General features: G+C 55.0%; 13 protein-coding genes. 10 read left to right on the top strand and 3 right to left on the bottom strand.

All coding sequences use genetic code 11. From position 1 onward, the window contains the following. Genes IAE27_RS26755 through IAE27_RS26715 form a run of 9 tightly spaced genes read left to right on the top strand, consistent with a single transcriptional unit; the run spans nt 1 to nt 10,346 of the window. Entirely contained in the window at nt 1–2,088 is a 2,088-nt protein-coding gene (locus IAE27_RS26755) for a GumC family protein (protein WP_135800005.1), read from the top strand. A gap of 5 nt (nt 2,089–2,093) precedes the next feature. Further along, nucleotides 2,094–3,311 carry a lipopolysaccharide biosynthesis protein gene (locus IAE27_RS26750; RefSeq protein WP_016809604.1) on the top strand — a complete coding sequence of 406 codons (1,218 nt, stop codon included), beginning with the start codon at nt 2,094–2,096 and terminating at the stop codon, nt 3,309–3,311. Further along, nucleotides 3,302–4,684, top strand: coding sequence for a capsular biosynthesis protein (locus tag IAE27_RS26745; RefSeq protein ID WP_108704181.1), 1,383 nt, complete (start codon nt 3,302–3,304; stop codon nt 4,682–4,684). Before IAE27_RS26750 ends, IAE27_RS26745 begins: the two co-directional genes overlap by 10 nt. Next, entirely contained in the window at nt 4,677–5,702 is a 1,026-nt protein-coding gene (locus IAE27_RS26740; protein ID WP_004099199.1) for a glycosyltransferase family 2 protein, read from the top strand. The genes IAE27_RS26745 and IAE27_RS26740 overlap by 8 nt, the downstream gene beginning before the upstream one ends. Beyond that, entirely contained in the window at nt 5,683–6,897 is a 1,215-nt protein-coding gene (locus tag IAE27_RS26735) for a glycosyltransferase family 4 protein (RefSeq protein ID WP_032742541.1), read from the top strand. The genes IAE27_RS26740 and IAE27_RS26735 overlap by 20 nt, the downstream gene beginning before the upstream one ends. Further along, nucleotides 6,894–8,009 carry a glycosyltransferase family 4 protein gene (locus IAE27_RS26730; protein WP_023320367.1) on the top strand — a complete coding sequence of 372 codons (1,116 nt, stop codon included), beginning with the start codon at nt 6,894–6,896 and terminating at the stop codon, nt 8,007–8,009. The genes IAE27_RS26735 and IAE27_RS26730 overlap by 4 nt, the downstream gene beginning before the upstream one ends. Then, on the top strand, nt 8,006–8,416 hold the full coding sequence (locus tag IAE27_RS26725; RefSeq protein WP_004110797.1) for a hypothetical protein: 411 nt from the start codon (nt 8,006–8,008) through the stop codon (nt 8,414–8,416). Before IAE27_RS26730 ends, IAE27_RS26725 begins: the two co-directional genes overlap by 4 nt. Before the next feature lie 2 nt (nt 8,417–8,418). Next, nucleotides 8,419–9,837 carry a DUF4832 domain-containing protein gene (locus IAE27_RS26720; protein WP_154022327.1) on the top strand — a complete coding sequence of 473 codons (1,419 nt, stop codon included), beginning with the start codon at nt 8,419–8,421 and terminating at the stop codon, nt 9,835–9,837. A gap of 2 nt (nt 9,838–9,839) precedes the next feature. Further along, nucleotides 9,840–10,346, top strand: a complete 507-nt coding sequence (locus tag IAE27_RS26715) for a serine acetyltransferase (RefSeq protein WP_004099190.1) — start codon at nt 9,840–9,842, stop codon at nt 10,344–10,346. 82 nt (nt 10,347–10,428) lie between these two features. On the opposite strand, the gene crl is transcribed toward IAE27_RS26715, so the two are convergent. The 3 genes from crl to gpt form a co-directional block, all read right to left on the bottom strand. Next, complete coding sequence (crl, locus tag IAE27_RS26710) at nt 10,429–10,827, bottom strand: sigma factor-binding protein Crl (RefSeq protein WP_004099188.1); 399 nt, start codon at nt 10,825–10,827, stop codon at nt 10,429–10,431. 57 nt (nt 10,828–10,884) lie between these two features. After that, on the bottom strand, nt 10,885–12,129 hold the full coding sequence (gene frsA, locus IAE27_RS26705) for an esterase FrsA (protein ID WP_004099186.1): 1,245 nt from the start codon (nt 12,127–12,129) through the stop codon (nt 10,885–10,887). A 106-nt stretch (nt 12,130–12,235) separates the two neighbouring features. Further along, nucleotides 12,236–12,694, bottom strand: a complete 459-nt coding sequence (gene gpt / locus IAE27_RS26700; RefSeq protein ID WP_004099178.1) for a xanthine phosphoribosyltransferase — start codon at nt 12,692–12,694, stop codon at nt 12,236–12,238. Between the two features lie 257 nt (nt 12,695–12,951). On the opposite strand from gpt, the gene pepD reads away from it, so the two are divergent. Continuing rightward, on the top strand, nt 12,952–14,409 hold the full coding sequence (pepD, locus tag IAE27_RS26695; protein ID WP_004110787.1) for a cytosol nonspecific dipeptidase: 1,458 nt from the start codon (nt 12,952–12,954) through the stop codon (nt 14,407–14,409). The last annotated feature ends 48 nt before the right edge of the window (nt 14,410–14,457 follow it).

The following is a 14,457-nucleotide window of genomic DNA, read 5'->3' as shown; positions in this document are numbered from 1 at the left end:
ATGGCTATTTCATTAGTTGAAAATGGAAAGAAGAAAGAAGGCTTTATCGACTTCACGCCTTATTTCAACAAAATCAAGCACAAGCTGATTTGGTGCCTGGTGGTGGTCGTGGTGGCTACGGCGGCGTCGTGGATCCTGACGCGCTTTATGTCATCCAGCTATACGGCAACCGCAACGGTGCTGTTTAAAGCGCAGTCGCAGGATGTAACCCCCCTGCCGCGGCTGGAAAACTACGATTCCACCCGCAGCGATTACTATGAAACCAAATACGCGCTGATGGGCTCCCGCGTGGTACTGGAAGCCGCAGTGAAAGCGCTAAAGCTGGATCAGGACCCGGAATTTAACGGCGGGGATAAGCTTGATGAGGCCGCGCGCGTCAATAATGCCGTGCGCACCCTGCAAAAAAACCTGACCATCTCCGGCGTGCGTACCACGCAGCTGGTATCCGTTTCGATGGAGGCGAAATCGCCGCAAAAAGCCGCCGATATTGCCAACGGCGTGGCGCAGGCCTTTATCGATTACAGCCTGGCGCAGAAGCAGAAAATCTTACTTCAGGCCCAGGGCTGGAACGAAAAAATGATGGACGATCTGCGCAATAAGCTCGATCGCCAGAAAGCCGATATCGATGATTTTCTCAAACAGAACGGTCTGCTGACTTTTCGCAGCATGGATGGCTACGAAACCGAGCGCCTGGGGATCGTGATTAACCATCTGGCCGACGCGACCCAGCGCCGTTTGAAAGCGCAAACGGTATGGGACAAAGTGCGCCGCCAGCAGGGAAAAGCGCCGGAAGCGATCATCTCACTGCCGGAAATTTCCGGTCATCCGCAGATTCAGGATCTGCGGATCGCGCTGATCCAGACGCGACGTAACTTATCGGAAGCGGCAAAACACTATGGCCCTAAGCATCCGAAATACCTCCAGGCTCAGGCCCAGCTGCAGGTCGTTAACGGACAAATAGGCCAGGTGCTGGGTGAACTGCTCAATGGGTTACGTCAGCAGTATCAGATTGCGCTGGACGATGAGCAGCACTATCAGCAGATGCTCAACGATCAGAAAGCCGACTTCCAGGCACTGGGCGCTAAGCGCGATAAATACAACACCATGATGACCGCGCTGAACAAAACCGAAGAGCTGTATAAATCGCTGTATCAGCGGGCGAACGAGCAGAAGCTCTCCGAGAGCTTTTCGGTTCCTGATGAAGTGATCTACGATGCCGCCGTGCCGCCAAATCAACCGTCTAAACCGCAGCGCGGTCTGCTTATCGTGATGGCGACCCTGATGGCGCTGGCGCTGTACATTATGTACCTGATTGTCAGCACCGCGCTGGATAAAACGGTCAACAGCATCAGCGAACTTAAAGCTAAAACGGGCCTTGATGCCAGCGGTGAATTCCCGCAATTGCCTCAGGCGAACAGCGCGAAGCTGACGTTCCAGAACCTGCTGTATGCCGACATGATCCACAGCCTGCGCCTGGCGCTGCTCGGTCAGAATAATCATGGCGGGATGATACTGGTGACCTCGGCGCAGGCCGATGCCGGCAGCAGCCTGATTGCCGAAATGCTGGCGTGGTCCGCCGCTAAGTCAGGTAAAACACTGCTCATTGATGTGGACTACCTGGCAAGCGATGGGCTCTCCGCGCGCTATCCGCAGCATAAAACGGGCTTTAGCGAGCGTCTTGATGGCCGCAGCGCCGCGCCTCAGGCGGTGGTCCCCCTGGCCGACACGCTTGATTTTATGCCGCGAGGCGAGCTGAGCGACTCCGCGCTGCTGCTGTTCACCTCTGAGCGGCTCCCGGCGCTGCTGACGACGCTGCGGCAGACCTACGATTATCTGATTATTAATGCGCCTTCGCTCGGGCTGGCGCAGGACGCCCTGCTGCTGGCGCCGCACGTCGATATTACCCTGCTGGCGATCAACGCTGGCGAGCAGGCGTCGCGCATTCGCGACGCGCAGAATCGTCTGCAAACCGCCGCGCCTACGCCAGTCGCCACCATGCTTAACCGGGTTCAAGAAGAGAATCTGGAGACTCAGGAAGGCAAACGCCTGCCCGAGCGCGGCATGGGCGAACTGATTTCACCGAAGTAGCGATTATGAATTTAATTAAGAGTATTTCTTCAATCGCCAGCTCCTCGGTTCTTTCGCAGGCGATCGGCGCATTTTCCGTGTGGCTGATTTCCCATCGCTACGGCATGGCGGAAGTCGGACACTATGCGATGATCTACAGCAACGTGCTGATTGGCGCTCAGGTTTGCACCTTTGCGTCGCAGCTGCTGATCCCGCGCCAGGAGGAGCATGAGCTGGGGCAGAACGTAGTGTTTTGCCTGCTACAAAGCCTGATTCTGGCGCTGCCCTGGGCGGTCATCACCGGGCTGATTTTCCATCTCAATATTGCGTTTCTCTATCTGCTCACCTTCGGCTATGCGCTGGTTTTGATTGCCGAGAACCTCTCGCTGCGCGGCGGCAACTATCAGTTTCTGACCTTTCAGCGCATCGCCGTGTCGCTGGTCGTAGCGATAGCCCTGCTGGCGATGCCGAATACCACGCTGTTCTATATCGCCTGGATGGCCGGTATTTTGCTGCTGCTCAGCCTCTGTCTGCTGCGCTTGTTCCGCTTCAGGACCCTGACGCCAGCGCATTTTTCTCCGCGCGCGAACGCTCTTTTTGCGCGTCAGCACTGGCAGCATCTCAGTCGCGTCGGCAGCGCGGAAGTGCTGGCGATGGCCAGCAATAACCTGCCGACGATGTTGATAAATGTCTGGTTTTCACCGCTGGTCGCGGGCTATTTCTCGGTGGTAAGCCGCTTCTGTTTATCTCCGGTGATGATTGTTGGTAACGCGGTGCGCAACTCCATCTTTTCAAAATGGTCGATGGATTTTCGCAACCGCACCTTTAACTATCCGGAGTACAAAAAGATTCGCCTGCTGCTGATGGCCGCGGCGCTGATCTGTATCCTTGGGATCTGGATTTTCTATCCGCTGGTTATGCGCCTCGGCTTTAGCCAGGAGTGGCTCAATTCCATTCCGACCTCACGCTATATGTTGCCCTATCTGTTCGCCGCGCTGGCCGTCAGTCCGCTGACCGTTATTGAGCTTATCTTTGGTTCTAAACGCTATTTTTTACGTATTCAGATAGAGCAGTTGCTAATCATCGCCGTCGCTTTTGTCGTTCTGCCTAAGTTGGGCCAGAGCTATGAGATAGCCCTGCTGACGTTCTCTCTTCTGACCAGCATTCGCTATCTGTTCATCCTGCTGAAAATGAACAAACGGGCGCTACAGCTCTCCCGGCAGGAGCAGAAAATATGCAGCTAAATACCGGCCGCTATCTGGAAGCATTCGCGCTGACGACCATCGTCTTCTGCGGCACGATTCAGTATTTCACCGGCGTGGCAGCCGTACTGTGGCTTCCTTTTTTCATGGTGCTGGTGATGGTGATTCTGCTGATGATGCAAAGCCGGGCGCAGCCGCTGGCGCTTAGCGCGCGCGAGAAGGTGGTGCTGGCGCTGTACCTGACTTTTATCATCCTCAGCCTCTGCGCCACGGTTTTACAATCCGGCATCGTCACCGCTATCGTCGGCTTTAAAAACGAACTGGCTCTGTCGCTGGTAATGTTTTGCATGCTGCTCGGCATGTTTCGCGAGTCGCAGCTGCATCGCCTGACACAGCTTTTTTACTGGCTATTCTACGTCCAGTTCCCGCTGGCTATCTATCAGGTGCTGGTAGTGGTGCCAAAACGCGTGGCGCTACGCGGTGAGGATGAAAAGTGGGATTCAGTGGTCGGCACGTTTGGCGGCGACCCGATGGGCGGCGGCAATACCGCAGCAATGGGGATGTTCTGCCTGCTGATTATGCTGCTGAAGGTGTCCGAATTTAAGCACGGTATCTGCTCATTCAAGTCGATGGCGGCGCATATTGTGCTGGCCTTTTTCCTCTGCGTGGTCGGCGAGGTAAAATTCGTGATTCTGCTGTCGCCGTTCTTACTGGCGCTGCTGTGGATCATGCCCGCTTACGTTAGCGGTATCAGTAAAGTCACCCTGCGCTCATTGATGATTATCGCCGCCGGCATGGTGGTATTAATTTTTGCCGCTATCACTATTCTGGCGTCCAACTACTCGTCGGCCTTCGGCGGAGATCCGACAAAAAGCGCGCTCTCGGTATTTATCGATTCCCTCGGCTATATCTTTGATACCAACTACATTATGGAAAGCGGCGAGCTCGGCCGATTTACCACTATTTTCTTCTGGCTCCAGCATAACGAACTTTTTGGCCCCGGCGGAATGCTGTTTGGTTACGGTCTGAACGCCACCAACAGCGGCAGTACCGTCTCCCCCGGCTATATTGGCGCCTGGTATCACCTTATTCTCGATTCCACCGCGCTGAGCATGCTGTTGTGGGAAGTCGGTATTATCGGCGTGATCTTATTTATCGCCATGATTGCTTCTATTCTCGTCGGTATGCGGCCGAAAGAGACCTTTTCCCGCTACGATCTTAAACGTGAAGATTTACAGCTGCTCAGCTCCGCGCCTGCATTTTACGTCTTTGCCATTGGCTGTTTGCTCAGTCTTCCCTACAGCCAGATCCTGATGATCATTCCCATGCTACAGTTTTTATTATGGCTGGCCCTCGGGGCGCTTATTGTCATTCATCGTTCTGTCCGTCTGAATTCCGGTACCCAATATGAATAAAACGCCATCAATTACCGTCAGCATTAAAACCCTAAACGAAGCGCAGGGTATTGAAAAAACGATCGACAGCGTCCGCAAGCAATTGCAGCCTTATCCGCATCAAATTATCGTCGCCGATAGCCTGTCCACCGACAATACCCGGGAGCTGGCCGTCGCCAAAGACGCGATGGTGGTCTGCCTCGATAACGCGAAAGATCGCTGCTGCGGCGTGGGTCATCAGCTGGGCTGGTTGTTCAGCGAAGGGGATTACCTGCTGCTGCTGGATGGCGATATGGAGCTGGAGCCGGGTTTTCTCGACACCGCTGTGGCTTTTCTCGAAACGCATCCCGAATATGCGGGCGTGGCGGGCAGCGTCGAGATGGATGACGCCGCTAACTATGAGTTTAAATCGCGCAAGCAGCGTCTGCATCTTATCTATCCGCAGGGCGATACCGATCATCTTGGCGGCGGCGGGCTCTATCGCCGTTCAGCAATCGAGAAAATAGGCTATCTGACTAATCTGAACCTTCACGGTTATGAAGAAGCTGAACTGGGGATCCGTTTGCAGGCCGCGGGCTATAAGCTCCATCGTCTTGCCGCACCCTATTTTAGCCATGCATCCTATACCATGCCGACCTTCAAAATGCTGGCCTATCGCTGGAAGAACGGCTTTTTATGGGCGCCGGGTGAGCTATTACGCAACTGCTGGGGAAAAAAGCATTTCCCCGCCGCGCTTAAGATTGTTCGCAACGAACTGATATTCACGCTGTATATCCTGATATTGATTATTTGCCTGCTGACGTTCAATCCCGGGGTGATTATCATCGCCCTGCTTCCGCTGCTGGCGTTTATCGCGCTGAAGGCGATTAAAAATAAATCGCTGCGCGACGGCGTCCAGAGCGTAATCAACTTATCGTTATTTTCCGCAGGCATGGTGCGAGGCGTCATTAACCCCGTTCGCGATCCGCTGAAACAGCCCGCCGTGACCGTCTCTAACCCAAAACATATCCAGACAGAACATGAAAATATTATTCGTTAATAAATTCTTCTTTATTAAGGGCGGAGCGGAAACCGTTTTTTTTCAGGAACGAGACGCCATGCTGCAAGCCGGCTATCAGGTTGTCGACTTTAGCATGCAGCATGCGGAAAATAAGCCTTCGCCCTGGGAGAATTTCTTCGTACATAACGTGGATTATCATCAAAGCCATGGCCTGACGGGTAAGCTCAAAGCGGGTATCGATTTTATCTACAACGCCGAGGCCTGCAATAAACTCAATACGCTGCTGCTGGAACAGCGCCCGGATATTGTGCACTTTCACAATATCTATCATCAGCTGACGCCCGCATTGATTGGCGTCGCTAAACGCTTTGGCTGCAAAACGGTACTGACGGCGCACGATTATAAAATCGTTTGTCCATCTTACACCATGCTGCGCGATGGCCACGTCTGCGATGACTGTCTTACCGGTTCGGTGAGCAATGCCTTTCGCCATCGCTGCCAGCAGGGAGACACCTTTAAAAGCCTGCTGCTCTCGCTTGAGGCCTACTGGCAAAAGTTCGCGCAAAATTACGCCATGCTCGATTGCATTATCGCTCCCAGCGAATTTATGCGTCAGACGCTGCTGCGTAAATTACCCAGGTCGCGGATCGATGTGATCGTCAACGGTATTGATGCCAGCACCACGGTCCCGGGCGATACTGCGGGGGATTATTTCCTCTATATCGGCCGCTTGAGCCGTGAGAAAGGCGTGGCTACCCTGGCGCTGGCGCAGCAAAAAATGCAGCAGTCCATGCCGCTGAAAATCGTCGGCGATGGCCCTCTCGGCAGCGACCTGCGCGCCCGCTTTAGCGGTCCGGAATTTCTCGGCTATATGCGCCATGGAGAAGCGCTCAACGCGCTGATTCGCGGCGCGCGAGCGGTGATCGTCCCTTCCGAATATTATGAAAACTGCTCGATGTCGGTGCTGGAGGCGATGGCGTTCGGCCGCCCCGTCGTCGGCGGCAATATCGGCGGTATTCCGGAGCAAATTCGCGATGGCATTGATGGCTATCTGGTGGAACCCGGAGATGCCGACGCGCTGGCGCGCATCATGGATAACCTGGCCGCCAATCCTCAGCAGGCGCGTGAAATGGGCATTAACGCACGCCAGCGGTTAGAGGATAAATACGATCTTGCCCGGCATATGCAGGTTCTGCAGGAACTCTATCAGCAGCTTGTGGGGGAAGCGAAATGAAGCTTAAAGTGACGGTGCTTGGCACCCGCGGTATTCCGAACGTCCAGGGCGGCGTGGAGACCCATTGCCAGAATTTGTATCCCGAAATCTATCAACAGAATCATGCTGATATCTGCGTCATTGCCCGCTCGCCGTACGTCGACTACCGCCGTAGCGAATATAAAGGCGTACAGCTGAAAAGCCTGTGGGCGCCCAAAAGCCGCAAGTTCGAAGCCATTATTCACTCTACACTGGCCGCCTTCAGTACCCTGTTCGACGGTTCAAATGTCGTGCACGTTCACGCGGTCGGGCCTGGCCTGGTGGTCCCGCTGCTGCGCCTGCTCGGCAAACGCGTCGTTTTTACCCACCACGGCCCGGACTATGACCGGCAGAAGTGGGGGAAAATGGCGAAGGAGATGCTGCGCCTCGGTGAAAAATGGGCGGTGAAATATGCCAACGAGGTCATTGTTATCTCGGAAGTGATTAATACGTTGATTCAGACCAAACATGGTCGTTATAACGCGAACGTGATCTATAACGGCGTGCGCCAGTCGCAGCTTCCTGCCGAAGAGGCCCGGCAGGCCACGTTGGATCAGTACTCTCTCAAAGCCGGGCAATACGTTGTCGCCGTCGCCCGCTTTGTTGAAGAAAAAGGGCTGCACGATCTGATTGCCGCCCACAAAGCCGCCAACTGCTCGCAGCCGCTGGTGCTGATTGGCGATGCCGATCATCCGGATGAGTATAGCGAGCGGCTGAAGAAACAGGCGGCCGCTACCCCGGGGGTGATTATGACCGGTTTTATTAGCGGCGATCCGTTGCATACCCTGTTCTCACAGGCCGGGCTTTTTGTTCTACCGTCTTACCATGAAGGGCTGCCTATTGCCCTGCTGGAGGCCATGTCCTGGTCACTGCCGGTTATCGTCAGCGATATCCCCGCTAACCTGGAGATTGGCCTGCCTGCCGGGGACTATTTCCCGGCAGGTGATGTCGCCGCGCTGGCGCAAAAGTTGCAGTCCTGGAGCGGCGAGGAGACCGTGGATTACAGCCAGTTAATGCCCAAATACCGCTGGCCGGACATTGCAGCGAAAACGGCTCAGGTCTATCAGCGATTAACGAATAAGAGTCAACCGTGACAAAATCAACATCCGACCTGGTCATCGAGCGCTTTTATTCCGCGCTTGACCCGGAAACAGAAGCCTCATTAACGCCGGAGCAGAAACGCGGTATCGAACAGGCGCTGGTGAGATCGAGCCTGGCGTCGCGCCATCGTATCGACTTTCGCCATAGCTTTCCGTTTCTGCATCGTCGCTATTTTGTAGTCTTTTTATGCGGTCGCGATCTGCGCAAAATTCCGCGAGAAAGCACGCTGCTCGGGCGTATATTTTCCACCCTGGCGATTACGTTTGCCGTACTGTTTGCCATTCTTGCCGTGCTGCTGGCGCTCTATATGCTTAAATCTGCGCTGGGTATCGATGTGTTTAAGAACTTCCACGTGGGTATCTGGACGTGGTTTGTAAACCTCCACGATAAAGTGAATTAACGATGAGCTCTTTTTCACTGCGCCGCGCCGCGCTGCTTTTGGCGCTACTGCTGGCCGGAGCCATACCCTCTGCAGCGGTACTGGCTGAACGTACGGTTGTCACCCCGCCGACCTTCACCGGTCTGTTAACGAATCCTGGGATCGGCGTGGCCAGTTTCCACGATGGTTATGGTCAGAAGACCTCTCTGAAAGAGTATCCGGACACCGGATTTGAATACGATCGCTTTTACTGGAGCGATCTGGAGCCTGAAGAAGGCGTCTATAATTTTGCGCCGATCGATCATGCCTTCAGCGTCGCCGCCCAACATCAGCCGGCAATGAACGTCGGATTACGTTTCATGGCGCTCGATGAGCCACAATCAGGCTCGAAAATCCCCGCCTGGCTTATCGCCAAAGGCATTCAGGGACAATGGGTCGAAAATGGCAAAACCTTTGTCCCGGATCTCAGCGATCCGACTTTTATCGCCTATGCGCAAAAGCTGCTTAACGCCCTCGGCGCGCGTTATGACGGCAATCCTGAACTGGCGTTTGTCGATATCGGCATGGTGGGTTCATGGGGCGAATGGCATAACTCCAATTTCCCTGACGTCGCGCCGTTGATGGAAAAGTACACTCCGCAACAGCTCAATCGCTACGTTGATATGCACTTCAGCAGTTTCCCGAAAACGCCCAAAATTATGTTAGTCAGCGGCGGCGACTCGCTGGCCTGGGCCAGTCAAAAAGGCGCCGGATGGCGCGCGGACTGCTGGGGAGACTGGCATAACTTTTCCCCGGAGTGGAGCCATATGCGCGATGACTATCCTCAACGCCTGGCCGCAGCGCAGACGGCGTGGGCCGGTTTTAACACTGGCTGGCAGCACGCTCCCGTTAGTCTTGAAATTTGCGGTTATATGGCGGAGTGGGAAAGCGTTCAGCACTATACCCGCGAGGAGGTTCAGGCCAGCTTTGACTGGGCATTAGCGCAGCACGCCAGTACCCTGAATCTGAAATCGCGTCCGGTACCGGCCGCCTATCGCGATATCGTTGATAACGCATTATTGCGTATCGGCTATCGCTACCGGGTGAGCCGGCTGGAATTTGATACGCCCGTGCGTAGCGGCACTCCGCTTACGCTGAATGTTACCTGGCGTAACGACGGCGTCGCTCCAGCCTATCTCCCGTGGCTTGTACAGTGGCGAATAGTGAATGATGCGGGTACGACGATGACGCAAGTCCGTACGTCGGACGATATTCGCCAGTGGCTGCCCGGCGACCATCAAAGCAACGTCACGCTGCCGCTGCCTGCGGGCCTGCCTGACGGCCAGTACCGCCTGGAAGCAGCGCTGACCAACCATCAAAATCTACCGCGTATACAACTTGCTAACGAAGGTCAAACCGATGACGGATGGTATTCACTGGCTTCGTTTAACCTTAAGGAATAACCATGTTTGAGGCTATCAGGCTGGTCGGCCGGGAAATCAAATCCTGCGGCGGCATTAAAGCGAAAATCGCGCTTCTGCTCTATCGTCTGGCAACGCTCTACCGCAGTCGTAACCCGCTGTGGAAGATCTGCGCAATTCCGTTCGTTATTCTCAATATCGTGATTAACGAGTGTTTATTTTGCATTGAGCTGCCGTGGCGAGCGCGCATTGGATATGGGCTGAAGCTGTTTCATCCGCACTGCATCGTTATTAATCGGGGAACGATCATCGGCCAAAATTGTACTCTGCGCCAGGGGGTCACTATTGGCAGCGTGACCGATAGCCAGGGTCAGGAAGGCAACAGCCCGCGAATCGGCGATAACGTAGAATTTGGCGCCCACGCCGTGGTGATCGGCGCGGTCACGCTAGGCGATAACGTCAAAGTCGGGGCAGGCACAGTAGTGACCAAAGATCTGGCCGCAGGCATGATTGCCGTCGGTCAACCCTATCGGGTATTAAACGGCAATTAGTGTGGGTTTGCCTGGGGACAAAACCCACGCTGGTAGAAACGCGGGTTTTATTGTTAGCCGGATGGCAACAGAAGGTTGACTCTTAGGCTCTCAGCTTAACCGGCTCGCTAAAATCATCAGCAGGTTCCAGCTTAAGGTTAAACGTTGCCAATAGCGCTTCGGCTCGTTGGTGAAAATCGCGCAGCGTCTTTTCGAGCTTTTCGGTGACTTCAGGATCGTCAATCGCGACCGGACGCCAGTCGCCTTCTTTATCGAATAATCCAAACTGGTAGCTATAGGTGAAGCGCGATGCCTGCGCTTCCATCTCCATCCACCATCCCCAGAACTCGCGTTTTTCAGGCGCCGGTTTTACGTTGACGCAAACTGCCAGGCAATCGAAAAAGAAGCGGTTGTCTTCACATTGCTCCTCACGGATGTAAGGGCCTAGCGCCGTGAATTTCTTAATCAGCTTACTCTTTAGGTGTCCACTCGGTAACGTCATTGCAATCTCCTTTGGTGATGCCATGACGTTACCAAATCGATAGAATTTAGCAATATATTAACTAAATCTATGGCTAATCCAGCGGGCGATCTGCCGCAGGGCGTGATCGAAATTGCGATAAACCGGATTGAACGGGATCTCCAGCAGCTTGCCGTCGGATGAGGATGAAGTGATCAATCGCGACTCCTCTTCCGGGCTGAACGGATCGTCTTTCCAGAAGCCCGAAAGCATCGGCGTAGGGCAGCGGCGCCCCAGCAGTCCCTGAACCTTCAGGGAGTAGCGGTTAAGCTCCACGCGCAGCGCTTCGTCGGAAGCATCGTGCATTCCCAGACGCGAAGCCAGAACGTCAAGATACATTTCCGGCACCCGTCCCTGATGCAGCGGATCCACCAGCAGGCCGTGCACCACCGGGCCCAGGCAGGCAACCGCCTTCAGGCGCTGGGATTCCAGATAACCCAGCCGTACGGCAATGTTGGCGCCAAAACGGAAACCAAAGGCGGCCACGCGGGTATGATCGACCCATGGCACATTGGCCAGATGCTGCAGCACATACTGGTGCAGCATACTGGTATCCTGGGTCAGCTTGCATTTTGACGAGAAACCAATTGAAGGCATATCCACGGTCAGCATAGCGATGCCCAATGGCGCAAAATAGTTCTCATACAGGTTGTAATAATCGGTCTGGAGCGCGTCAAGGCCGCCGCACATCAGCACCGTCGGGAACGGCCCCTCGCCTGGCGGCATATGCAGGAACCCGGTGATCGGCGCCGCGCCAGGGATGGAAAACTCCAGCTCGCGCAGCTTGCCGGGCAGCCGCTGAGCCGCCTCTTCGTAAGCCCGGTATGCCAGCACCTGCGCCTGTTCCGCCAGCTCATCGCCTTTAATGTGCGGATAGGCGGCAATGCTGTACAGGTTTGCCGCATGCAGCCAGTGGCGGCCGCTGATGAGCAGATCCTCTTCCTGGCCGGCCTTTTGCTGCCAGTCCATCGCCTGTTTCGCCCATTCAAAGATCCAGTTGCCACCGCGATAGCCGACAACCGTATCGTAAAGCTCCGGATCGGTTCGCTCCGCATCGCTCATGACGATGCGCGCCTGCACGTCGAGGATTTCCTGCGGCGTCACGCCACGCCAGATCCACATCAGGCGATTAATCAATCGATACCAGTGATCAACGTTATTGCCGCTGAGCGCGGACTGGATCGGTTGCTGCGCTCCGGTATTGAACCGGCGCACCAGCGTAGAGGTTTCCGGATGTTTGAATCGGGGTTTAAACAGCGTTTCGCTAAGGTTAGCCTGGGACATGTGCAGCCTCCATCATGTTGCCACTGAAGCTATTGTAACCTGCGCAAGGGTAAAAAAAACCACGCCCGGCAAAACCGGGCGTGGTAATTAGCATTTATGCGGGAAATTAACGGCCTGCGATAGGCGGTACGAACACCACGCCCATATCCCACGGCTGTTCAATCCAGGTATCCTGCGGAATATCAATAACATAATCGTCAACCAGCGGACGACCGGCCGGTTTTGCGAAAATAGTGACAAAATGCGCTTTAGGATACATTTCGCGGATAGCAACTGCGGTACCGCCGGTATCGACCAGGTCATCGATAACGATGAAGCCTTCGCCGTCGCCTTCTGCACGTTTCAGAACCGTCAGCTCACGCTGGTTATCGTGGTCGTAGCTTGAGATGCAAACGGTGTCAACATGACGAATACCCAGTTCACGCGCCAGTAGTGCTCCCGGTACCAGACCGCCGCGGCTAACGGCAATAATGCCTTTCCACTGTTCAACCGGCAGCAGGCGGGTTGCCAGCTTGCGGGCGTGAATCTGCAACATGTCCCAGGTGACGACGTATTTTTCGCTCATGTGAAGTGTCCCAGCCTGTGTAATACGGCTTAAATAATGTTCGAGGGGGAAAATGGTTGCGCGAGATTATAGAGATCTGACGCGCTAAAAACCAGCGTTAAGCGGCCACGACGACTCTTTTTACGTGGTTTACACTACCAGAGTACGCGGAAAGTGGTATTCTCAACCCCATCGCGCAAGCCCGGGCTTGTAGTGTATTTGATTGCTAACCCTCGATCTGCAAACGACTTTTGCAGATGATTGTAAGGAGACTCATCGTGTCTGAACTGTCTCAATTATCCCCTCAGCCGCTGTGGGATATTTTTGCCAAAATCTGCTCTATTCCCCACCCGTCCTATCACGAAGAACAGCTCGCTGAGCACATTATGGGCTGGGCAAAAGAAAAAGGCTTACACGCGGAACGCGACCAGGTTGGCAACATTCTGATTCGTAAAGGCGCCACTGCCGGTATGGAAAACCGCAAACCGGTAGTGCTGCAGGCGCACCTCGATATGGTGCCGCAGAAAAACAACGATACCGTTCACGACTTCACTCAGGACCCGATTCAACCTTACATCGACGGCGAGTGGGTCAAAGCGCGCGGCACGACTCTGGGCGCCGATAACGGTATCGGCATGGCTTCCGCGCTGGCGGTGCTGGCTGACGACAACGTTGTTCATGGCCCGCTGGAAGTGCTGCTGACCATGACGGAAGAAGCCGGTATGGACGGCGCCTTTGGCCTGCAGCCCAACTGGCTGCAGGCGGATATCCTGATCAACACCGACTCCGAAGAAGAGGGTGAAATTTACATGGGCTGCGCGGGTGGGATCGACTTCACCTCTGACCTGGCGCTGACCCGTGAAGCCGTTCCGGCCGGTTTCCAGAGCTTTAAACTGACCCTTAAAGGGCTGAAAGGCGGCCACTCCGGCGGCGAGATCCACGTCGGTTTAGGCAATGCGAACAAACTGCTGGCACGCTTCCTGGCGGGCCATGCTGAAGAGCTCGATTTGCGCCTGGTCGATTTCAATGGCGGCACCCTGCGCAACGCCATCCCGCGCGAAGCGTTCGCGACGGTAGCCGTAGCCGCGGACAAAGCGGAAACGCTGAAAGCGCGAGCGAATGAGTACCAGGAGATCCTGAAAAACGAGCTGGCGGCTAAAGAGAAAAATCTCGCTGTGCTGCTGGAGTCGGCGGAAAATGGCCAGCCTGCGCTGACGACTCAATCTCGTGATACCTTTGTGCGCCTGCTTAACGCCACGCCGAACGGCGTCATCCGCAACTCTGACGTGGCAAAAGGGGTGGTGGAAACCTCTCTGAACGTCGGCGTGGTGACCATGACCAGCGACAACGTGCAGATTCACTGCCTGATTCGTTCGCTGATTGACAGCGGTAAAGATTACGTCGTGAGCATGCTGGACTCTCTGGGCAAGCTGGCCGGTGCGAAAACCGAGGCCAAAGGCGCCTATCCAGGCTGGCAGCCGGACGCCAACTCTCCGGTGATGCATCTGGTACGTGAAACCTATCAGCGTCTGTTCAACAAAACGCCGAATATCCAGATTATCCACGCGGGCCTGGAGTGCGGTCTGTTCAAGAAACCGTATCCGGAACTGGATATGGTTTCCATCGGGCCAACCATTACTGGCCCTCACTCTCCGGATGAACAGGTGCATATCGAAAGCGTGGGCCAGTACTGGACGCTGCTGACTGAGCTGCTGAAATCCATTCCGGCGAAGTAAGACAACAAAGGCCCACTCCTCAGGAAGTGGGCCTTTTCTTTATAACGA

Origin of the sequence: Klebsiella sp. S69 (assembly GCF_016516145.1) — a bacterium.
Classification (GTDB): domain Bacteria; phylum Pseudomonadota; class Gammaproteobacteria; order Enterobacterales; family Enterobacteriaceae; genus Klebsiella; species Klebsiella oxytoca.
Note: the sequence above shows the minus strand (reverse complement) of the source record. Positions and strands in the feature narration are given on the sequence as shown.